Origin of the sequence: Ravibacter arvi (assembly GCF_039540405.1) — a bacterium.
In the GTDB taxonomy this organism is placed as follows: Bacteria; Bacteroidota; Bacteroidia; order Cytophagales; family Spirosomataceae; genus Ravibacter; species Ravibacter arvi.
Window position 1 is genome coordinate 89971 of record NZ_BAABEY010000030.1, and the last position, 22665, is coordinate 112635.

General features: G+C 51.0%; 13 protein-coding genes. 9 read left to right on the top strand and 4 right to left on the bottom strand.

The window, feature by feature from the left end:
- The first annotated feature begins 126 nt into the window (after nt 1–126).
- The 3 genes from yidC to ABD852_RS17395 all read left to right on the top strand — a co-directional run bounded on the left by yidC (nt 127) and on the right by ABD852_RS17395 (nt 4611).
- Nucleotides 127–1962, top strand: coding sequence for a membrane protein insertase YidC (gene yidC / locus ABD852_RS17385; RefSeq protein ID WP_345031206.1), 1836 nt, complete (start codon nt 127–129; stop codon nt 1960–1962).
- 92 nt (nt 1963–2054) lie between these two features.
- On the top strand, nt 2055–3785 hold the full coding sequence (locus ABD852_RS17390; protein WP_345031208.1) for an ABC transporter substrate-binding protein: 1731 nt from the start codon (nt 2055–2057) through the stop codon (nt 3783–3785).
- 115 nt (nt 3786–3900) lie between these two features.
- Nucleotides 3901–4611 carry a DUF1361 domain-containing protein gene (locus tag ABD852_RS17395; RefSeq protein WP_345031210.1) on the top strand — a complete coding sequence of 237 codons (711 nt, stop codon included), beginning with the start codon at nt 3901–3903 and terminating at the stop codon, nt 4609–4611.
- 10 nt (nt 4612–4621) lie between these two features.
- Here ABD852_RS17395 and ABD852_RS17400 read toward each other — a convergent pair whose 3' ends face one another.
- Together ABD852_RS17400 and ABD852_RS17405 are read right to left on the bottom strand one after the other, a co-directional pair.
- Nucleotides 4622–5053 carry a hypothetical protein gene (locus tag ABD852_RS17400; RefSeq protein ID WP_345031211.1) on the bottom strand — a complete coding sequence of 144 codons (432 nt, stop codon included), beginning with the start codon at nt 5051–5053 and terminating at the stop codon, nt 4622–4624.
- 59 nt (nt 5054–5112) lie between these two features.
- Nucleotides 5113–7497, bottom strand: coding sequence for a TonB-dependent receptor domain-containing protein (locus tag ABD852_RS17405; RefSeq protein ID WP_345031212.1), 2385 nt, complete (start codon nt 7495–7497; stop codon nt 5113–5115).
- Nucleotides 7498–7804: 307 nt separating this feature from the next.
- On the opposite strand from ABD852_RS17405, the gene lepA reads away from it, so the two are divergent.
- The 6 genes from lepA to ABD852_RS17435 all read left to right on the top strand — a co-directional run bounded on the left by lepA (nt 7805) and on the right by ABD852_RS17435 (nt 18126).
- Complete coding sequence (lepA, locus tag ABD852_RS17410) at nt 7805–9592, top strand: translation elongation factor 4 (protein ID WP_345031213.1); 1788 nt, start codon at nt 7805–7807, stop codon at nt 9590–9592.
- A 3-nt stretch (nt 9593–9595) separates the two neighbouring features.
- On the top strand, nt 9596–10096 hold the full coding sequence (gene folK, locus ABD852_RS17415; RefSeq protein ID WP_345031215.1) for a 2-amino-4-hydroxy-6-hydroxymethyldihydropteridine diphosphokinase: 501 nt from the start codon (nt 9596–9598) through the stop codon (nt 10094–10096).
- 80 nt (nt 10097–10176) lie between these two features.
- Nucleotides 10177–11610 carry a glucuronate isomerase gene (gene uxaC / locus ABD852_RS17420; protein WP_345031217.1) on the top strand — a complete coding sequence of 478 codons (1434 nt, stop codon included), beginning with the start codon at nt 10177–10179 and terminating at the stop codon, nt 11608–11610.
- A 306-nt stretch (nt 11611–11916) separates the two neighbouring features.
- Complete coding sequence (locus ABD852_RS17425; protein WP_345031218.1) at nt 11917–15069, top strand: SusC/RagA family TonB-linked outer membrane protein; 3153 nt, start codon at nt 11917–11919, stop codon at nt 15067–15069.
- A gap of 101 nt (nt 15070–15170) precedes the next feature.
- Nucleotides 15171–16655 (top strand): SusD/RagB family nutrient-binding outer membrane lipoprotein, encoded by a 1485-nt coding sequence (locus ABD852_RS17430; protein WP_345031219.1) that lies wholly within the window; start codon nt 15171–15173, stop codon nt 16653–16655.
- Nucleotides 16656–16830: 175 nt separating this feature from the next.
- A complete protein-coding gene (locus ABD852_RS17435) occupies nt 16831–18126 on the top strand; it encodes an MFS transporter (protein WP_345031221.1) in 1296 nt (431 codons plus the stop codon).
- A gap of 5 nt (nt 18127–18131) precedes the next feature.
- Here the strand turns inward: ABD852_RS17435 and ABD852_RS17440 are convergent, their stop codons facing one another.
- Together ABD852_RS17440 and ABD852_RS17445 are read right to left on the bottom strand one after the other, a co-directional pair.
- A complete protein-coding gene (locus ABD852_RS17440; protein WP_345031224.1) occupies nt 18132–20474 on the bottom strand; it encodes a hypothetical protein in 2343 nt (780 codons plus the stop codon).
- Between the two features lie 24 nt (nt 20475–20498).
- Complete coding sequence (locus ABD852_RS17445; RefSeq protein ID WP_345031226.1) at nt 20499–22646, bottom strand: c-type cytochrome domain-containing protein; 2148 nt, start codon at nt 22644–22646, stop codon at nt 20499–20501.
- Nucleotides 22647–22665: the final 19 nt, after the last annotated feature.

Below are 22665 nucleotides of genomic sequence, written 5' to 3' on the forward strand. Positions count from 1 at the left end.
TCGGCCTCATACCTGGCTCCGCATCGCTTACACCTTATAAAAAATAGTGTAATTTTGCCTCCTCAAAAAATGCAGAACACCTTGGGGCGTCTTGTTAGTGGGGATCTTTTCAATCGATTGAGTTAAATGGATAAAAACAATATTATTGGAATTGTAATCATATTCCTGATGCTGATAGGGTATACCTATCTGGCGCCAAATCCGGAACCGCAAGTGTCGACCGAGACCAGCGGGCAGGTAGTGGAACCAAAGGAAAAGACACTTGCCGATGCGGGCACGGCTGATTCGGTTACGGTTCAGAGCGGAGATACTACCCGGCGCGTACCGGTAGCATTTTCGGACGTGAAAGTCAAGACCAAAGACCTTGAAGTCGTTTTTTCTGATAAAGGCGGGGTGATCAGGGAGGTCAGGCTGAACCAGTACAAGACCTATGACCAAAAGCCGCTGTACCTTGTGGCGGAAGGGCATAACCGTTTTCAGTTGGAATACCCGACGGCCTCGGGCACGATCAACCTGGAGAATGCCTATTTTGCTGCTGATCAGAAAGGTGAAATCCAGTTGGGAGAAGCCGATTCATTGCAGCTGAAATTCAGACACCAGCTTCCCAACAATGAATGGGTAGAGCAAAGCTACGTTGTGAGAGGGTCGGGATATCTTATCGGATATTCGTTGAAGTCGTCGTCAGGAGCGGGGCAATACGATAAATCTCTGCGGTTTGTGTGGACCAATGACATGCTCCAGTTGGAGAATGACATGAAGGAGAACCGCAAGGTAGTTACGGTCAACTATTATACGGACGCCCTGGATGATCTCGGGATTTCGCCTGACGGCGCTCTGGAGGAGTCCACTGCAAACCCGGTCAAATGGTTTACCATCAAACACAAATATTTCCTGTCGGGTCTTATCGCTGATAATACGCCGTTCCAGTCGTTTCGTGCAGGGAGCAGTGTAAATCCTGCCAGCCTGGATGTTGTGAAAACCGTGAATGTGGAAACCGCTATTCCGGTGGCTGATATCCAGAAGGGGAACGCCAATTTCCAATACTACTTCGGGCCGAATGACTACCATGTAGTCGGAAAGGTGAATGCCGAAAATTTTGAGCAGAATGTATACCTCGGCTACGCTTTCCTGAAGCCGATCAACAAGTATTTCCTGGTTCCGCTCTTTAATTTCCTGGAGCGTTTCTTCTCCAATTACGGGCTGCTCATTATCTGCCTGGTATTGATTGTGAAAACCATCCTGATGCCACTTACCTACAAATCGTATGTAAGTATGGCCAAGATGAAAGTGATGGCGCCCGAGATAGAAGAAATCAGGAGCAAGTACCCTGACGACATGGCGAAACAGCAGCAGGAGCAGATGAAGCTGTACCAGCAGGTAGGTGTTAGCCCCTTAAGCGGCTGTATTCCTGTCCTGGCTACCATGCCGATTTTGTTCTCCCTGTTTTTCCTGTTCCCGAACCTGATCGAATTGCGCCAGAAAGCATTTCTCTGGGCAACCGACCTTTCGACCTATGATGCCTTTGTCAAATTCCCGTTCACCATTCCGTTTTATGGTGACCACCTGAGTTTGTTTACAGTGCTGATGACGGTTTCAAGTATCGGGTATGCCTATTACAGCAACCAGATGACGCCTGCACAGCCGGGCCCGATCAACATGAAGTACCTGAGCTACGTGATGCCGGTAATGTTCATGTTTTTCCTGAACTCGTTCCCGGCCGGACTTACCTTCTATTATTTCGTCTCCAACCTGGTCACCATTGTTCAGCAGCTGATCATCAGGAGAATGGTCGACGACGACAAAATCAGGGCGATCCTTGACGGCAACCGTCAGAAGTTCAAAGACAAACCTCAGAAACAGTCCAAATTCAGGAATTATATAGAGAAGTCCCTGCAGGCAGCGGAAGAAGCCAAAAAGAAGCAGGAAGAAGCGCAGCGCAAGGCAGGAGGGAAGAAGAAATGAGCAGTAGATTCAGGAGTTTTTCCCGGATAACAGGGAAAAACTCCTGGTTTTTTTTATCCACATCACAGCGACCGGCTCGGAATTAGAAAGGAATGAACAGACTAACCGGAATACTGTTTTTTTTAGCGCTGGCCTATACCGCATCAGCGCAGACTACCAGAAAAAAAGGCGGTGACGCTGAATACAGCGCAGCAATACAGGCCTTTAAAGCGGGCCGTTATGGTGAGGCGATGAACAAATTTGCGCCTCTTGCCCGCGATTATACCAACCAGGAACGCAGCGTATTTGCCCACTACTACTATGCAAATGCCGCGCAGCGCCTGGATAAGGACAAGGAAAGTTTTGGCATGCTCCAGCAGCTGATGAACCGCTACCCGGGTTGGGGAAGGCGTGACGAAGTCTATTACCTGGCAGGCCTGGTTAATTTTAAAATGAAAAATTATTACCGGGCACTCGATTACCTCGGGAAAATCTCGGTATCGTCGTTTCAGAACGACGTCGCGGGCCTGAAACAGAAATTCCTGGCCAATGTCACCGACATGCCGACGCTCAAAGGGCTATTTAAGCAATTCCCCGATGACCGGGTGGTGGCCAGCTACCTGGTGAAGGCAATCCGGGAAAGAAAAAGTGCGACCGCCCAGGACCGGGAAATGGCGGAGAATCTGGTTCAGCAATTCAAGCTGAGCGAGGAACAGCCGCGCACCAAAGAAAAGGCCGGCAGCAAGACGGACTGGGTCCGGAAAGCCAGGGAGGAGAAGAAGTATTACGACGTAGCGGTTCTTTTGCCGTTTCGCGTTAGTGCCTTCGATGCGTCAAGCAGGAACCGGAATAATCAATACGTATTTGATTACTACACGGGGCTGCTGATGGCTCAGAAAGCGCTGCTTAAGGAAAAAATTGATGTCAGGCTGACGCCATTCGATATCGGGAATGTGCGGAATTCCGTTTCCGGCCTCGCAAGCGATGAGGCTTTCGGTCACGCAGACCTGGTGCTAGGGCCGCTGTATCCGGAAACCAGTGAGGAAGCCGCAGAGTTTTCACGTAAATCGGGCGTCCCGGTGATTAACCCGCTTTCTACCGACAGTAAGCTGCTGGCGGAAAAATCCAGCCATTACTACCTGGCGCATGCCAGCCTGGATCTTCAGTCGAGGCAGGTTGCGGATGTAGCAAAAAGCATTGATCCGAACGTGACGGCGGTAATTTATTGGGGCGATTCGTCCAAAGATTCCACGCTGGCGGCACTGTACGCGAAGGAGGTACAGGCAGTTGGGGGCAAAGTGCTTGCCTTGAAGAAGATAGGCGGGAGCGGGGAGACCATCAACCCCTCTATCGCAAATGACGGTGCTTTGAAACCGAGCCACGTCGCTTTCTTTTCTACCGACCCGAGGTCAGGAAGGGCCCTGCTGAACGCCATGCGAAGCGCCGGGTATGAAACGACGCCGGTGATCGCAACCGCTACCAGCTTTGACCGGTATAATACCGATTTTGATATCTATGGACGGGATTTGTACCTGCTCGATACCGATTTTGTGGATTACGGAAGACCGGAAGTGAAAAGGTTTCAATACGATTATTTCCTGGCCAACGGTACACTGCCCTCCGTTTACGCTTTCCAGGGATATGATCAGCTTCTTTTCTTCGGACGGAAGCTGGATAAATTTAAGGACAAGATCACTGAAGGTATTTCCCAATCGTCGGCGTCTGACGCGGAGGGGTACCTGATCGCCGGCTTTGATTACCGGAAAACCCGGGAGAACGCTATATTCTCCGTTCGGAAACACCAGGGCAATAATAGCTGGGTACCGGTCGCAATACACCGTTAACAGTTTTTGCCGTTTGCAGGCCTCCCCTTTGAGAGAATGTGCTAAAGTTTGGCAGGCCGGAACACCACTTTGACGGGTTTTACGTTATGTGTAGGTATCAGCCATCCAAGACATTTTGTTTTTCTCCAGGTACAGGCTTTCCCGCATTGATTTCCATCGCGACAAGGAGTCGGTTGTCACCATTGAGGGGGTGGTAGCCCTGCTTTTGTTGTTGATATTGAGCCTTGCTGCGGTAGTTTACCACCTGATCAGGATTCAGTATAACGGCGCGGTCGATTTTTCGCTCGACTGGAATCTTTTCCTGAGCTGGATTCCGCTGCTGATCGCCTATGTGGCGCGGGTCCACTCCAGGGCGCGCCCCAAGCAGTACCCTGTTACCATTTTACTGAGCTTTTCGTGGCTGCTGTTCTTCCCGAATGCGCCTTACATGATTACCGACCTCATACATTTGAGCGTCGATTATGGCAGAAACATTACCTGGCACGATGCGATTATGTTGTTTTACTATGCCCAGGTCAGTCTCATCAACGGGCTGATTTCGTTGTATTGGGTGCACCACGCCTGGCTTCGTGTTTTTGGCGGCAGAATCGGAAATATACTGCTGTTGCTCTCGCTGCCCCTGGCAGGGTACGGAATCTACCTGGGGCGGATCAAACGGCTGAACAGCTGGGACATTATTACGGATCCTGTCCGTCATCTCGGGCTGGTGGTGAAGGACATAACGGAAAAGACGGCTATCCTGTTTGCCGCTGAGTTCGCGCTTCTGCTCGGAATGCTCTACCTTGTATTATGGGTATTGTTACGGTACCGGATACGCAAGGTATAATAAACCCGGCCTATTGATCTCTGAAACGGAGAAAATCCCAGAAACCACTTTTAGACAACTGCTGCAGTTTGTGCTGTTGCTCGTAATCGAGTACGGCAATCATCCTTTCTCTTTTTTCTTTTTGTAAAGCGCGCAGGTGTTTTCGCTTGGTTGAGGGCCGGCTGGCCATTTTGGCTTCTTTCCTGCTGTATTTACGCTCAATCTTATTGATCTTGCGGACCTGCTTCGGCCGTAATTCCAGCTCGGCGGCAAACTTCTCGAGATTTTTCTGAAAGTTACGGTTGTTCAGTCTGGAAGGCTTGCTGATTTCCTGGTCCGAAGCAAGGGTTTCCTGTTCATACCTGCTCTGCGAAAACACAGTCGCGGGAGCAACGAGACAAAGTAAAAGCAGCATCCCGAAAGAAAGCATCGGGAAAGAAACCGGGAACCTGGATGGGCGCATATTGAAGCTGGTTGATTTAACCCTCAATTAACGAAGCACCGCCTTAAAACGTATTCCTCCTAGCCTTGCTGTGCCATAATTTTTCCGAACTTGTAATTGGCTGTTATCCCGATGTACCGGTTGGTCCTGTGCCATTCCGAATGCTGGATATAGGTAGGGGTAGCGAGGTTATTTCTGTAACGACGCGACAGGAAGATGTCCTGGATGTTGAGAGAAATAAAGGCCCGCTTTTCAAAGAAGCTTTTGCGTATGCTCGCATTGCCCTGAAATACCCCCATCCGCGTACCTTGGGCAATTGCTTTCGGCCCGTCATAGTTCACATAAACAGAGCCTCGTAGTCCGGCAGGAAGCTGGAAAAAAGTATTCAGGTTACCGGAAAAGGACCATCTGCGGTTGTCGATTTGGGCAGGCACCGATACAATCTCATTCCTGAAAAAACGTCCGCTGGTATTGATTTTGAGTTTATCGCCCAGCAGCTTGAGCGAAAGGTCTGTTTCAACGCCGTATGAAAGGTCGCGGCCCACGTTATCAAAGCTGGTATAGGAGATCCCCTCCTCGTCGATTGTCCGGATGGTGGTAATGGCATTGTTCGAATAGCTGGTAAACAGCGATGAGCCGATACCTAGAACTTCTTTGTAATTGCTGTATCCAAGGTCCATGCGGTGTGTAAACTCGGGGCTCAGGTTCGGATTTCCGGTCCTGATATTTCTCGGGTCGGTGATGTCGGTATAGGGGTTAAGCCAGTCGGCATTGGGGCGTTGCACGCGCCTGCTATAGTTGAGTTTGACGAGAGAAGCGTCGTCGATTTTTCTCGATACTGAAAAAGACGGGATCATGTTCAGGAAATGAACCGAAAATTTGCGGTTCATACTGACCTGGTCGAGGTACTGGGTCATATTGCTCAGCCGCAGCCCGGCACGGAACCCCCAGTCTTTCCACTTTTGCGTGGCGCTCACATAGCCGGAGTACAGGGCATCGCGGTAACCGAAAATGTTACTGATCCTTTCGTCGTAGATAAAATCCCCGGTTTCGCTGTCGTAGGTATAAAGCAGGTTGTTGTTGTTCCGGGTATTTTGGCGGGTATGGCCGCCCGCAATCAGGGTAAGGTTTTCATTGACGGGCCATGAGAAATCAATTTTGCCATGCAGCGACCGGCTGTTATTGTCGCGCTGGTTGTATTGTTGCCGCTGCAGTTTGATCTCGTCACTTTCCTGGATCAGGTCGGAACGGCCGTCGGAACCGCCGGTTGTATAGTTCAGGCTGGCGGTGAGGTTGTGTTCGCGCTGCGAGAATTCCTGCCTGAAATCCAATCCGTAAGTGATGTTCTGACCATCGGTATTCCCCCGGTTAATCCGGTTGAATTTTTGTTTCACGACGTCATCGGGATAAACGGTCCGGTTGGCAGTGAACCCGCTGCTTTCGTTTTGATTATTACTGAAGTTGATCGAAGCCCCCACATTGGTTTTGGGCGAAAAGTCATAGCCGGCCTGGATCCGTCCGAACCCGTTGGCGTTTTTGTTGACCCCGTTGCCTTCCTGGAAAAGTGTTGAAGGTACCTCACCCAGCAGATTCTGGCGGTTCAGCCGGCGGGTGTTCAGTACCTGGGAGGTCTGGTAGCTTCCGGAAGCCCTCAAAACAAGTTTCTCTGATTTGTAGTTAAAGTTTCCGCCCGCATTATAATGGTCGTAGTTCCCCGCGCTCAGCCTTACGTTACCGTTCATACCTACGATGGTGGCCTTTTTCGTGATGATATCAATTACCCCGCTGGCGCCGTCTGCTTCGTATTTGGCAGAAGGCGAGGTGATTACGTCAATTCTTTCAATCAGGTCCGAAGGAAAGCTCTGCAGAACGGTGGCCAGGTCGCTCCCGTACTGGCTGGAAGGTTTTCCGTCGATCAGCACAACAATGTTCGACATCCCCCTTATCATCGGCGAGCCGTTTTCATCCATGGACACGGCCGGGAGCTTTTCAAGCAGCTCGCTCGCATTGTTGCTGGAAGCCAGCAGGTCCTGGCCTATGTTGATGGAAGTTTTGTCTATATCGGTGACAATCATCGATTTCTCTGCGACAATCTTTACCTCCTGTAACTGGTTGGCCTCGTTCCTAACCTGGATAACACCCAGGTTAATCAGCCTGGACTCTACCGGTACCTGAACATTCGGCACCACTTCCGGCTCAAACCCGATAGAAGATACTTTGACCAGGTAGTTGCCCGGAGCTACGCTGACGAGTTCAAATACACCATTCTCATCGGCGGAAACACCCATTACCACCGATGAATCAGGGCGCAGGAGCGCAATGGTGGCAAAGGGTACCGACTCGCTGCCGCCTTTTTCGACTACCCGGCCGGTCACTTTAGCGCCATTCGCCTGAAAGGCCGACACTGGAGCAGAAATCAAAAGCAGGAAAATCAAAAAAGCCAGGGGAGTTTGAAAAAACTTCACTTTAATTGGGGCTGTTACAAAAGAAACTATCATGACTAACGAAGCACGTCGTATCTAGCTTAAACGCATGGAAACGACGATCATACTCAATTGCTTAGTTAAAGGTAGCGAAAAAAAGGGAAACCCGGCCAACCGCAGGGTAATTGCGGCTTAAAATATATGCGGCTCAATGTCAATACTATGAATCGCTACAGGTAAATTTGTAGGAAAAAACGGCTTTTTTTATTTTATAATTGCAGCGTGATTGCTGACTCACTGGTTTTTTAACAAAAAAGTATATCCCCCGGGATTGGTATTGAATTATTGAATGAAGAATATTCGCAACTTCTGTATTATCGCGCATATTGACCATGGTAAGAGTACCCTGGCCGATCGTCTGTTAGAATTTACCAAAACGGTTTCTGACCGCGATATGCAGGCGCAGTTATTGGACAATATGGACCTTGAGCGTGAGCGTGGCATCACCATCAAGAGCCATGCTATTCAGATGGATTACCAATACAAGGGAGAGAAGTATACACTCAACCTGATTGACACGCCCGGGCACGTTGACTTTTCCTATGAAGTTTCGCGGTCTATCGCAGCCTGTGAAGGAGCGCTTCTGCTCGTGGACGCCGCGCAGGGAACAGAAGCTCAAACCATTTCCAACCTGTATCTCGCTATGGGATACGACCTGGTGATTATTCCCGTATTGAATAAAATTGATCTTCCGGGAGCGATGGTCGAGGAAGTGAAGGATGAAATGGTGGATTTGCTGGGGTGCTCACGTGAGGAAATTATCCCTGCCAGTGGTAAGGCGGGGATTGGTATCGAAGACATCCTGAATGCTATCGTGGAACGCATCCCACCGCCGCAAGGCGACCCCAAAGCAGCTTTGCAGGCGCTTATTTTTGATTCGGTTTTTAACTCTTTCCGGGGAATAGAAGTTATTTTCAGGGTAAAGAACGGGAGTATCAGGAAGGGTGACAAAGTAAAATTTATGGCTACCGGGCGGGAATATGAAGCCGATGAAATTGGCACCCTGCGCCTTCAGAAGGAACCCAAAGAGGTAATTGAATGCGGTGATGTAGGATATCTCATTTCCGGCATCAAGGTGGCAAAAGAAGTAAAGGTAGGGGATACCATCACGCATACCCAGCGGTCGGCGGCAGCTCCTATACAGGGTTTTTCAGAGGTCAAACCTATGGTTTTTGCCGGTATTTACCCGGTTGATACCAGCGAGTTTGAAGAGCTGCGCGAAGCGATGGAGAAGTTGCAGCTCAACGACGCAGCCCTGGTTTGGGAACCTGAGACCTCGGCTGCACTCGGCTTCGGTTTCAGGTGCGGCTTCTTGGGGATGCTGCACATGGAGATCGTGCAGGAACGCCTGGAACGCGAGTTTGATATGACCGTTATCACCACGGTTCCATCCGTTCAGTTTGAGGTCATTACAACACGGGGCGAGCACCTTAAAGTAAGTGCACCCTCCGAGATGCCCGAGCCTACCTACATTGACTGGATCGAAGAGCCTTTTATCAACGCTCAGATTATTACCAAGTCGGAGTACATCGGCGGGATTATGTCGCTTTGTATGGACAAGCGGGGGACCTTGAAAAACCAGGTTTACCTGACTGCCGAACGCGTCGAGATCCAGTTTTCTATGCCGCTTGCGGAGGTGGTTTTTGACTTCTTCGACAAATTGAAAACGATTTCGAGAGGGTATGCGTCGCTTGATTATGAGCTGGCCGGCTACCAGGAGTCAGACATGGTGAAGCTCGATATTATGCTCAACGGGGAACGCGTAGATGCGCTCTCGGCCATTGTTCACCGGACCAAAGCCTACGACTGGGGGAAAAAGCTGTGCGAGAAATTGAGGGAGCTTTTACCAAGGCAAATGTTCGAAATTGCCATCCAGGCAGCCATCGGTCAAAAAATTATCGCGCGTGAAACGGTGAAAGCCATGCGGAAAGACGTTTTGGCCAAATGTTACGGCGGTGATATTTCAAGGAAGCGCAAGCTGCTCGAGAAGCAGAAAAAAGGAAAGAAACGGATGCGCCAGGTAGGAAACGTAGAGATTCCCCAGGAGGCTTTTATGGCAGTTCTCAAAATTAATTAATCCTTGCAGGAGACTGAGACGACCGCTTATCTGCTGCTCGGGACGAACCAGGGTGATCGCGAACACCACCTTGAAAGTGCCCGGCACGCGATTATGCGCCTGCCAGGCGTAATAACAGGGGTGTCAGGTATATATGAAACAGAAGCCTGGGGAACGGTGGGACAATCGCCGTTCCTCAACCAGGCGATCGCTTTTAGAACTTCACAGGACCCGGAGGCGCTCCTCGGGCGCCTTCTTCAGATTGAAAGGGAGCTGGGCCGTGTGCGGCGCGAACGGTGGGGAGACCGGACGCTTGATATCGACATCATCTATTACGGTTCCCGTGTTTGGCACAGCCCTACGCTCGAAATCCCGCATCCCAGGCTCCATTTGAGGAACTTTGCGCTCTACCCGCTCGCCGAACTGGCCCCGGACTTTCTGCACCCCGTTTTTAATAAAAGCAATGCCGAACTTTTAAGGGAGTCCGTTGATACGCTGCGCTGCTGCCTTTGTTCGGCCGGATAGTTGGCGGTCTTGTTAAGGGCGTATTGGCGAAATTTCGTCCTTAACATATACGGATTAAGAAAAAACTACCAATACAATACATGATGCATACAGCGAAAGAATCCAGGTTGACCACGGCGAAAGCTTTCATGGATGATGACTTTTTGCTACAAACGGAAAGCGCACGTGTACTCTACCACGAGTTCGCGGGCAGGATGCCCATAATCGACTATCATTGCCACCTGCCGCCGGATGAAATAGCAGAAGATAAGGTTTTCGAAAATCTTAGCCGCATCTGGCTGTACGGCGACCATTATAAGTGGCGCGCCATGCGAAGTAACGGGGTGGGCGAGCACTACTGTACAGGTGGGGCGTCTGATCGCGAGAAGTTTCTGAAATGGGCTGAAACCGTACCTTATACGATGCGGAACCCGCTCTATCACTGGACACACCTGGAGTTGAGGAGGTATTTCGATGAATACGAGTTGCTGTCGCCCGCGAACGCGGAACGTATTTACAATGCGTGCAGCGAGAAAGTGAATACCCCCGGCTTTTCGGTACGCAACCTGTTGAAGCGTATGGACGTTAGGGTGGTATGCACGACCGATGATCCGCTCGACAGCCTGGAGCATCACCGCCAGATCAGGTCGGAGGGGCTGGATTTGCAAGTCCTCCCGACATTTCGTCCCGATAAATTTATTTTGATTGAAAACCCCGCCTATACCCGGTTCATATCGGCATTGGGAGAGATTGTTAACGAGGAAATCGCATCATTCGAAGCGCTGACCAAGGCACTTCGGCAACGCGCGGATTTTTTTGCTTCGCTGGGCGGGCGCCTGGCCGATCATGGCCTTGAACGGCTTTCGGCCGTGGACTTCACCCCTGAAGAAGCAGACCGGATCTTGAAGAAACGGCTCGCGGGAAATATCCCGGCCCCGGACGAAACGGAAGTCTTTAAATCTGCTCTCCTCCATGAATTGGGTAAGATGTACCATGCCCTTGGCTGGACACAGCAGTTTCATATAGGCGCGATGCGCAATAACAACCGGCGGGCGCTCCGCACGCTTGGGCCCGACACGGGCTGGGATAGCATCGGGGATTATCCGCAGGCGCTTTCACTGTCGCGCTTCCTCGGACGTCTTGATGAGCACGACCAGCTGGCAAAAACCGTGATCTATAACCTGAACCCCGCCGACAACGATGTGATTGCCACCATGATCGGGAATTTTAACGACGGTTCAGTAGCCGGGAAAATCCAGTTCGGGTCAGGCTGGTGGTTCATGGATCAGAAACAGGGAATGGAAAACCAAATGAATGCGCTGTCCAATATGGGCCTGCTGAGCCGCTTTGTCGGCATGCTGACCGACTCCAGAAGTTTCCTTTCCTTCCCGCGGCACGAATATTTCCGACGCATCCTCTGTAACCTGTACGGCAACGATATCGAGAACGGAGAACTTCCCAACGACCTCGAATGGATCGGGCAGACCGTACAGAATATCTGCTACAACAACGCGAAGAATTTCTTCGGCTTTTGAGGGAAATCAGGAGGAGGAATCGGAAATCGGAAATCAGAAATCAGAAATCGGAAATCGGGCCGGCAGGATGCTGACTTCCGATTTCCGATTTCCGATTTCAATCCCCTGTTGTTTTCCTTACTTACTTATCAAATTAACATTCAGGAAATATCTGCCTAACATCGGAAGGTTAGCTTTGCCGCCGGTTTTATACAAATTGATGGACGAATAGTCCGTACGGTATAATATTTTGTATTATTCATAACAAACGTATATATTAACACAGGAAATCCTATTCTATAAATTTTTGTCCCAAGAAAAATGCTTATGAGGAAATCTTTTCTATTGCTCGGAGTCTTCATGTCTCTTTGCTGCGGCATTTCATTTGCCCAGATTGAGATAAAAGGCACTGTCACCAGCTCGCAAGGCGCCAAATTGCCCGGTGTCAGCATTATGCTCAAAAGTACGAACCAGGGAACGATTACCGACCAGGAAGGCCGGTATGCGATCGATGCCGGAGAAAATGCAGTTCTGGTTTTCTCCTTTATCGGGTTTGAATCACAGGAGATTATGGTCAATGGACGCAGCACTATTGATGTGTCGCTTAAGGAAGATTTTAAAAACCTTGAGGAAGTGGTCGTTACGGCGATTGGTATCAAGCAGCAAAAGAGAAGACTGGGATTTACCACCCAGGAGGTAAACACCGAGCAGCTCGCGAACTCACGTACGATGAACCTCGGTAATGCACTTTCGGGGCAGATCGCCGGTCTGACCGTCACGAACCCTACCGGGATGTTCCAGGCGCCATCGTTTACACTACGTGGTAAAACTCCACTGATTGTTATTGACGGTGTACCGGTGGAAACCGATTTTTTCGACGTTACAGGTGAAGACATTGAAAATATTAACGTTCTGAAGGGGATTGCCGCTTCGGCGCTTTACGGTTCGCGCGGTAAGAACGGCGCGATCCTGATCACCACCAAAATGGCCAGCCAGGAAGGTCTTTCAATCAATGTTTCGACCAATAATATGGTCACGGCAGGCTTTACCGTATGGCCCAAAACCCAGACCGAATACGGCAGCGGATCCAACGGCCAGTACGAGTTTTGGGATGGCGCCGACGGCGGAATCTCGGACGGGGACATGACCTGGGGGCCCAAGCTTAACGCAGGGGTGAAAGTGCCGCAGTGGAACAGCCCGATACGCAATAAAGTAACCGGGGAAACTATTGAATGGTACGGAGATGTGAAGGGTACCGTATATGATGACCGTTCAAAGTACGAGCGTGTCCCGACTGATTTCGTTGCGCACGACAACCTCAGGGATTTCCTGAGAACGGGTGTAGTGAGCACCAATACTTTCTCGGTTGCCTACAAAGGAGACAGGGCCCGGTATTACGCCTCCGGAAAATATGCCTATCAGCAGGGACAGGTACCCAATATGTCGCTTAATACCGGAAGCGTTAACTTTAATGCTTCTTTTGATCTGACCAAGAAACTGAACCTGGAGACCTCCCTGTCTTACAACAAGGTGTTTTCTCCCAACTACCCCAGGTACGGATACGGGCCGAAAAACCATATCTATACCATACTCCTCTGGATGAGCGATGACGTAAACGGGGAGGACCTGCGCAAACATCTTTATCGACCCGGTTCGGAAGGGTTTGTACAGGCCAATTATAACTATGCCTGGTACAACAACCCATATTTTGCTTCTTATGAGCTCGAACAAAGCCAGAACCGCAACGTGGTAGACTCGCAGATGAAGCTGTTGTGGAAAGCGAATGACAATTTTAATATCCAGGCCAGGGGTTCCGTCAGGAATGTCAACCGGCTCGACGCTATGAAAAGCCCGAAGTCGTACATGAACTACGGCGATTCGAGAAATGGCGATTATAAAATCTGGAATACTCACCAGGTCAATTTCGATGCCGACGTACTGGCTTCTTATGTAAAGGATGTTTCAGATAACTTCCAGCTGGGACTAAATGCGGGGGCATCCGTTTTCAATCGCTCCTACTCCGACCAGTACCAGTCTACTGACGGTCTTATTGTTCCTTTCGTATACAGTCTCAATAATACAGCCGGCCCCGTTCAGGCAGCCAACTCTCTTTACGAGAAGTCGATCCGAAGCGTTTATGGCGCCGCAAATGCAGACTTCTACAATACTGTTTTCGTTAGCTTCACAGCCCGGAATGACTGGTCCTCGACTTTGCCGAAGAAAGGTAACTCGTATTTCTATCCTTCTGTGTCACTCAGCACAATGATTTCCGAGATCCTTCCGATGCCCAAAGCGATTGATTACCTGAAGCTTTACACCTCATGGGCGCAGGTTTCGAGCGATCTGGCGCCATACAGTATTTTTTCTGCCTACAACAAGGGAGTTACCTACGGCGCCACGCCATCGGTTTACTATCCCTCCGGAATTATCAACCCGAATATCCTGCCGGAAAAATCGTCGTCTTATGAAATCGGCCTTTCATCCGCGCTCTTTAAAAACCGGCTCACACTCGATCTCACCTATTATAACATCATAGATGAGAACCAGATTATGGACCTCGAGATATCGGAAGCTTCCGGCTTTACTTCAAGAAAGGTAAATGGCAACGTGTATAAAACGAATGGCTTCGAGATCGTAGCCGGCCTGAAAGCAATGCGCAAGAAAGACTTCTCCTGGGATGTAAGCGCCAACTGGTCGAGATACGTACGGAAAATTACCGAGATATACGGTGATAAAGCCCGTTTTGGCAACCTCAAGCTGGGTGACCGGACCGACAGCTATTATGCTCAGGTGTGGATGAAAAGTGCAGACGGACAGTTGATTTTGGACAAAAAGGGGCTTCCCATCCGGGATTCGTACCTGCAGAACCTGGGTCATTTCGATCCGTCCTGGCGTCTGGGTATCCAGAACAAATTCAAGATCAAAGGTTTTGACGTAGGTGTGGATATTGACGGTGTGTGGGGAGGTATTATGAACTCCAGCACCATCGAAAAGATGTGGTGGGCCGGGAAGCACCCGTCTTCCACAGAATTCCGCGCAGCTGAATATGCAGCCGGCAAGCCGGTATACGTTCCCACCGGTGTAGTGGTTGAAGGCGGTGAGCTGGTAAGGGATGTGCTGGGTAACGTTACTACCGATACCCGTACCTACACCCCAAATACAACCGCAGTGAGCTGGCAGACATGGGGGCAGCAATACCCTTATCGTGCCCGGGTAACGGAGAGCGAAAACAAGAAATTTGCCAATACTTTTGACCGGTCTTTCTTCAAGTTGAGAAGGGTAGCCATCGGTTACGATCTTGGTAAAATCATTAACCTGGGGTCGAAGATAAAAGGGTTGAATGCGCAGGTGTTCGCCTATAACCTGGCGATGTGGAAGAAGATGCCGATTCTCGATCCGGACTTCAAAGAAGGTAATGACTCTGATTTGCAGGATCCGTCGCCAAGGTACCTTGGGGTAGCCCTGAATCTTAAACTGTAGTTGTCGAAACGTCTATCATGATCCTGGAACGAGCAGGAGGGCGGAGACACCGGTAGCAATGCGCCGACACCTCACCGCTCATCGCTCAAAACTTTATACAAATGAAAAAAATATTCTTATCGACTGCGCTGCTGCTCCTGTGTATGACGGGCTGCCAGGACCTGGCCGAAATAAACGTCGACCCGAACCGGGCTACCGAAACCCACCCACAGCTTCAGCTTACTCAGATCCAGTGGAGCGCTTTTCAATATAATGGCGGCACGGGGCCGCTCTATGTCATGAAGATGCTCGTGCAGACCGACGGCGAAAGCTCAGGCCAGTACTACAAATGGGACCGGTCAGATTTTCAGGCCTATTCACGCATGCGCGATGTAACGAAAATGATGGAAGAGGCCGAGCGTATCAATGCTCCGGCATACATTGCATTGGGTAAGTTTTTCAGGGCGTACTACTTTTTTGCGCTTACCATGACCTTTGGTGACGTCCCTTATTCGGAAGCGCTGAAAGGTGAGAAGCAAGAAATCTATTCGCCGCCCGTTTATGACCCTCAGAAAGAGGTATTCAAAGGGATCCTGGTCGAGCTGGAGGAAGCGAATTCGATTCTTGCAGGACAGAACACCATTATTTCCGGCGATATTATTTACGGCGGCAGCGTAGCAAAATGGCAGAAACTGGTGAACGCCTTCCGCCTGAAAGTGCTCCTGATGCTTTCAGGAAAAGAAGGTGACGCCGACCTCAATATCAAATCGGCATTTGCCGGTATTGTGGGCAGCCAGCCGCTTTTCAGCAGCAACGACGACGACGCGCAGCTTGTGTTCCGTGATCAGCAGGGAAACCGTTATCCTGACTTTAACTCTTCAGGCTTTGGTTCCGGGATGTACATGGACTCCACGTTTATCCGCCGCTTGCAGGACCGGAAAGATCCCCGGTTGTTTATCTATTGCACGCAAACCAAAAATGCGGAAGACGCCGGCAAAGATGTTGCTGACTTTTCCGCCTACGAAGGGGGAGATCCCGCTGCTCCCTATGCCGAGGTAAATACGAAGGCCGCAAAAGGAAATACTTCCAAAGTGAAAGAAAGGTATCATAAAGACGCCACGACCGAACCATACGTACTTCTCGGGTACTCGGAACAGCAGCTTATTATTGCCGAGGCCATCGTAAGGGGGTGGGTCACAGGCGACGCTGCCAAGTACTATAAGGAAGGTGTGAAGGCCTCTTTCAAATTCTATGAAACTTATGCAAAGGGCCTGTCTGCTTTCGTAGCGCCGGAAAAGGCAGATGCATACCTTTCCGAACCGATCAATGATTTTTCGAAAGCAACTACCACGGCTGAGAAAATTGAAAAAATCATCATGCAACGGTACCTGCGGTCTTATTTCCAGTCCGGTCTGACGGCCTTTTTCGATCATCTGAGAACCGGTTACCCGTCGTTCAGGCGCCCCGCCGGTGTTGCCATTCCTTTCCGTTGGATGTATCCGCAGGCAGAATACAACACCAACACCGAAAATGTGTCTGCGGCTATCAAAACTCAGTTTGGTGAAGGAAACGACCGGATAAGCTCCAAACCCTGGTGGTTGAAATAGTTCTGGCGTATCGTTCATAAGGGCAAGGCTGCCCCGGGATAACCCCGGGACAGCCTTTGCTATTTGTCGGGTGGATTTTTTAGCTATATTCGGAGGTGTAAAGCGTAGCCCTTCTCATTGATCCAACCGACCCGTCAATGATGGGGGGACCCACCGGTAATCAATAAATGCACTTATGGAAAAAAAGACCAACTTCAGATGGACGGTAGTAGCGTTGCTCTTCTTCGCCACCACGATCAATTATCTCGACCGCCAGGTATTGGGCCTGCTCAAACCCGCGCTGGAAGTAGAGTTTGGCTGGACTGAGACCGACTATGCCACCATCGTGATGGCCTTTTCGGCCGCCTATGCGGTTGGGTTGCTTTTTTATGGCGGGTTTGTCGATAAAATCGGGACCAAGCTCGGATATGCCATTTCAATAACCGTCTGGAGTATAGCGGCTATTTTTCACGCAGCGGCGCAGTCCACCATGGGCTTTATTGCGGCACGCGCGTCACTGGGCCTTGGTGAAGCCGGGAACTTTCCTGTTGCCATCAAGGCTACAGCCGAGTGGTTCCCGAAAAAGGAACGGGCCCTCGCCACCGGTATTTTTAACTCCGGGGCGAATATCGGCGCTGTCGTTGCGCCCATCATGGTCCCCTGGATCCTGGGCGCTTACGGCTGGCAGGAAGCATTTATTATCACGGGGGCTATCGGGTTTATCTGGCTCGGGTTCTGGTGGTTTCTATACGAAGTGCCTTCCCGGAAAAAGGGAATTTCAAAAGATGAGTATGATCATATTCACAGCGATGATGACGAGGAGACAGAACAGGCTCAGGAGAGCCGCCCCGAAGAAAAAGGCGGCTGGCTCAAACTCTTCCGTATCCGCCAAACCTGGGCTTTTGTTTTCGGGAAATTCCTGACCGACCCGGTTTGGTGGTTTTTCCTGTTCTGGCTGCCTTCTTATTTCGCAAGCAACTTCGACCTGGATCTGAAGAAGCCAAGTTTGCACCTGGCGATCCTGTATACCGCTACTACTATCGGGAGCATCGGCGGCGGCTACCTGTCGGGTTATTTTATCAGGAAAGGAATGCCTGTTTTTAAGGCGAGGAAAACCGCGATGCTGTTGTTTGCAATAATCGTTGTGCCTATTGTGTTTGCGCAGTATTGTACCAATATCTGGCAGGCTGTGGCGCTCATCAGCCTGGCTGCTGCGGCCCATCAGGCCTGGAGCGCCAATATTTTTACAACTGCTTCCGACATGTTCCCCAAAAAGGCCGTAAGTTCGGTGGTGGGCATCGGGGGGATGGCGGGTTCTGTGGGCGGAATCCTTTTTCCACTGCTGGTAGGCAATCTGCTTGACGCGGCCAAAGCCGCCGGAAATATCAATACCGGTTACAACCTGATATTTATCATCTGCGGATTTGCATACCTGCTAGCCTGGGGAATTATGCATTTGTTTGCACCCCGTATGGAAAAAGTGAAGCTGTAGGAAGCTTAATCGTCCTCCAGTTCGTGGTGATTCCTGATCCCCTCGAGGAATTTCCTGTTCAGCCGGGTCTTGCTCTTCGACAGGTGATTCAAAATATCACCGCCAAGCCGGGTATTGAGGTGGTTGAATCGCACAACCCCGTTGACAGACAGCATTTCCAGGCGGTCGAGATACTCCGGAACGGGTTTCCCGTTCTGCAACGGCAGGTTGATTTCGCAATTGGTGAAGCTGATACCGTAGCGGGTCTTCCATAGAAACATCGGGAGGGCAGAATTGCCGGGGACGCTTCCCTGGAACCGGCAGCGGTCGTAGAAAATACGGCCTTCGAACCCTTTGGGTCCGCCGGCTCTGAATTGCCGTACAATGGAAAGATCTATGCTGATCAGTGCTTTTACTGACCCCAGCTCTACATTCAGGTAATCACAGCCGATAATACGCACAAACGGATACAGCGCTTTGTCGTCCGCGTAAGGAGCCGGAAGATCAATCCTGAGATTGGGTACGTCCGGATCATCATCAAGCGCTATATTTTCGAAGATCAGGTTGGCATTCGTTTTGAGTGTTCCATCCCCATCTCCGCCTTTGCGGGATTCATTCAGAAAGGATGAAACGTCGGGCAGGTCCAGAAGCTGGAAACCCCTGGCCCTGCCGTGGACCCTTACGTTCCGGAATTCGGTGTGGTCGGGAAACACGAGGCGAAGCCCCTCTTTGGTTTTAGAAAATTTAGGCAATCGTATGAGGTTGTACCGGGCGTTGGACCACTCTTCTCTCGAGTCTGCCACGAAATCATTTACCACAATCTGCCTGCCGAAAACTACGGGGTATCCATAGTCAAAATCACCGGCGAGCATTGAAAGTATCCAGGCCGGGCCATCGTTTTGCGGAATCATCCGGCTATTCGAGATCCGGATCGGACCGTCCCATTTAGCGCCGTAATCCTGGCGCAGGTTGAGGAAGACGTTATTGAAGACGCGGGTGTTTTCGATCAGCAATTCGCCCCCGCCTGTCAGTGTAAGCCCGTTCGCCCCTATTTCGGAGTCTTTGATGGTGATATTCCAACCATGAAAATGCACGTCTACCCGATTGAGCCTGCAGTTTTCGATCCTGAAATTCTTGTACAGGTTGGTGCCGAACACACCCCAGTGAATGGGGCTTCCTTCCGCAGTGATGTTTCGGAAAGTGCCTGAAAGCACGCGTGACCCGCCTATGCCGTAGGTGCCGGCCCAGAGATCCCGGTCCGTTCCCGGCCGGTTCTTTTCCCAGGGAATCAGCCTGACGTTCTCAAGCAGGATATCATAGGTGTGGCTGAAAGAATAAAATCCCGATCTCGGGGTCATTGAGATGTCGGAGCGCCCCTTTTCAAGCCCCACCCATTGGTTGCGTATGATGGTGCGGCTGCGCCGTACGGTGATGCCTTCGTCGTGGTAGGGGCCGCGTGCAGCGCCCGGGTTGTCGCCAGACAACAGGAAGACGCCGCCTTCGATGGTCAGATAGCTTTTGTCGCAGGGATAGGCGGTAAGTTCGGTATAATCTGAAAAGACCCACGCGATATCGCCGATAACCCGACCGAATTCTTCTACGTAAAAGAACTCTTCTTTTGCCCAGCCTTTAGGGCTATAGTCCACGCCGAAGCGACGGCCTATCCGGTCGGTTTCATCTTTTACGATGATCAGGCAGTTTTTATAGGCGGCCAGCTCCGGGATGAGCTTCGCGCCGGGGCGTAGTTGTTTAACCAGTGCGGCTTTATCGGCAGCAGAAAGCCTGACGGGCATCGGCCCTTCGGCCGGGAGCACTTCGAAGTGGGGTTCCCTGGGAACGTTTTTTGATTCGTCAAGGTGAAAAACGGTGCTGCCCCAGTGAACATCGGTTTGTACAGGGATGGACCGGGTGTCGCCGACCCAGAACGATCCGGACGCATTTACTACCGGTGTCCCGGTCAGGTTGGCAAAGTGATGTGCCTTTTTAATTGCGATGCCGTCGTCCGATTTCCCGTCGGCTCGGGCCCCGAACATCCGGTAGTTGACGGATGAGCCGGGGAGCATCCTGACGGAATGACCGGTTGGAAGTTGTCCGGCGTCTGTTTCAAGCGTATCCCGCGTGATTTTATAGATGGCGCCGCCGGTATCGCCAGGCTCATAGTAGCCGAGTGTTTCTACCAGGGTTCCCGGTTGCAGTGTAGTTTCCGATAAAAGGGCAGTGAAGGTGGCGAGGGTTTTAATACTTTCCTGTTTTTTTTCAGCACCTGTATCGGGTGCTGCAGCTTTTGCCACGCCGGTTGAGAATACGCCGACGCCTAACGCGGCCAATAGATTTCTTCTGGTGGGTAAGCTGGTTTTGATTTCGGTCATTAGGTAGGATTAAGGCCGTTCGGGCTAGTTAATAAGTATTTCATCAATAAAAAACCAGGCGGGTTGTCCGTGCCTGGCATGCCAGCCCGGCATTTTAGGAAGCGGTGTAACGATGACCCGCAGGTGCCCGAAAGTGCCGGAAGCCGGCAGTGGACAGCGAATTATTTGTTTTTCAACAGGGGCTTTTTTCTGAGGGAGATTGGGGGTAACCCTGGCGATCAGTATGGTGTCACCTCCCGGACCCGACGCCCTGATTTCAACCGAAGCCGGCGGGAATGCATCCAGTGCCACGCTGGTGAGGGTACTGAGCAATATTTCCCGGGCGCCGACCGGCTTGTCGAATTTCAGATCGGCAATGAAGGGTTGAGATTGGTAACCCAGCCACTTTCCGTCGCTCGCGTAGAGTATATCCGGACTGCCGTCCTGCAGATCAAAAAGGCTGGCCGCGCCGTTTCCTTTGTGGAGTGGATGCGGTTGGGTAGCCAGCGAAAATGACGTCGGAATCATAGCGCCCCGCTGGTAAGTCTTTTCGACAATCTCGCTTCCCGTCCATCCGTCTTTGAACGCCTGCGCTTTTACTACCGTATTTTGGGTAATGGTAACGGGTTTTTTATTGACGACCTGGTCAGCGGGACCGGGATCTGCTCCGTTTACCGTGTATCGGATGGCAGCGCCGTATACCGGATGACTGATTGACAATGCGAATGGCTCCCTGAAAAAGGAATTGGAGGGCACAAAAAGCGGCGGGTTGAGTTGTAACAGGGTGCTGTCACGGTTTTCGGGCCCTACGTCAAATTTCGGGCCGTTTTTTTGCAGACGGTCGGCTTCCGTCCTGGCAAGTCGGGTATTCCAGGCATAAACGCGTTTCAAATTCGGGAGCTTTGCCAGCTTTTCGAATGCGCCTGGCGAGAGGTTGGTGCCCGTCAGCATAATCACCTCCAGTTTTTTTAATTTCTGCAGCTCCGGTATTGCCTTATCCGTAATAGCGGTTTGATTGAGGTTGAGTGTGCGGAGGTTGATAAATGGGGTGACCAAAGCCATGTCCGGGTCTCCTACCGGCATGCCGGACAAATTGATGGAAACGATCTGCTCGCCTACGCGGGTCAGGGTTTCCAGCGTTTTTTTGTTGAAGTTACTTCGTCCGAAAAACGATGCATCAAGACCCGGCGAATTGTAGCTAACCGGTGCGAGCAACAGGTTGCTGGTAGCGAGCCCGGCAACTACTTCGGGGTCGGCGGGGGCGAAGTCATAACCCGGTTCCCGGGTTTCTCCGTAAATGCTTGCAGCAAATGCGCTGATTGCGCTTGCTTGCGACGACGTTTTCAAGCTGCTCCGAAAGTCGGCTCCGTCATCAATCCATGCTTTGATAAGGCCAATTTCCGCTTCGGTAAGCTGCGGTTTCCCTTTGGGGGGCATCCGGTGTTTGTGGTTGAGATCCAGGAGCAGGCGTTCCGTCAGAAGGCTGCCGGAAGCATTGCCGGCTATAAAAAGCTTGCCGTTTTCACCGCCCTTGACCATAGCAGCAGTATCGGTAAGAACGAGCCCGCCCTTGGCTTTGTCAGGATTGTGGCAGCTTATGCATTTCTGTTTCAGGACCGGCGCAACCAGGTCGGGGTAGATCAGCGCTTTTGAAAGGTCTTGTATGCCGGTAGATTTCGGCCGGATGGGTTCCAATATGAAGTTTTCGCCATGCGTAATGGCCGCGCCATAATGCCCGGCTCCCGTCAGTGCGATAGCCATTACGGCCATCGAGATTACCGCCGCCGTTCTGCCAAGGCGGCTGTAGCCGATACAAAGCCCGGCAGAAAGCCAGCAGGTAACTACACCCAGCCATTTGTGGTATAAGACGAGTTCCCCGGAATACCCGTCTTCCTTCGAAAGGAAAAGGCCGAAAATAACCGTCACAGCTGCGGAAATGGCGCCTGCGTAGAGAAAAAAGCGGACCAGCCATGTGGAGACTGCGCCCTCCCATGGGAATTTTTCCCGGGCGAGCTCGAATAACACGGCCAGTAGAAGCAGTACAATCGGAAAATGAAGTATCAGCGGGTGCAGCCTGCCCACCGTTTCCAAAATAGGGGGCGCAGAAATACGCGCTTCGAAAAAGAGAAAAAAAAGGATGAATGAATTAAGTCCGATGATCAGATGGATGGGCAGACTCTTTATGTAATTCATACTTCCGTTAATATGGATG

Coding starts and splice junctions, on each gene's coding strand:
- ABD852_RS17425 (WP_345031218.1), top strand. CDS start 11,917: ATGAGGAAATCTTTTCTATTGCTCGGAGTCTTCATGTCTCTTTGCTGC.
- ABD852_RS17430 (WP_345031219.1), top strand. CDS start 15,171: ATGAAAAAAATATTCTTATCGACTGCGCTGCTGCTCCTGTGTATGACG.
- ABD852_RS17390 (WP_345031208.1), top strand. CDS start 2,055: ATGAACAGACTAACCGGAATACTGTTTTTTTTAGCGCTGGCCTATACC.
- uxaC (WP_345031217.1), top strand. CDS start 10,177: ATGATGCATACAGCGAAAGAATCCAGGTTGACCACGGCGAAAGCTTTC.
- lepA (WP_345031213.1), top strand. CDS start 7,805: ATGAAGAATATTCGCAACTTCTGTATTATCGCGCATATTGACCATGGT.
- ABD852_RS17445 (WP_345031226.1), bottom strand. CDS start 22,646: ATGAATTACATAAAGAGTCTGCCCATCCATCTGATCATCGGACTTAAT.
- yidC (WP_345031206.1), top strand. CDS start 127: ATGGATAAAAACAATATTATTGGAATTGTAATCATATTCCTGATGCTG.
- ABD852_RS17440 (WP_345031224.1), bottom strand. CDS start 20,474: ATGACCGAAATCAAAACCAGCTTACCCACCAGAAGAAATCTATTGGCC.
- ABD852_RS17400 (WP_345031211.1), bottom strand. CDS start 5,053: ATGCGCCCATCCAGGTTCCCGGTTTCTTTCCCGATGCTTTCTTTCGGG.
- ABD852_RS17435 (WP_345031221.1), top strand. CDS start 16,831: ATGGAAAAAAAGACCAACTTCAGATGGACGGTAGTAGCGTTGCTCTTC.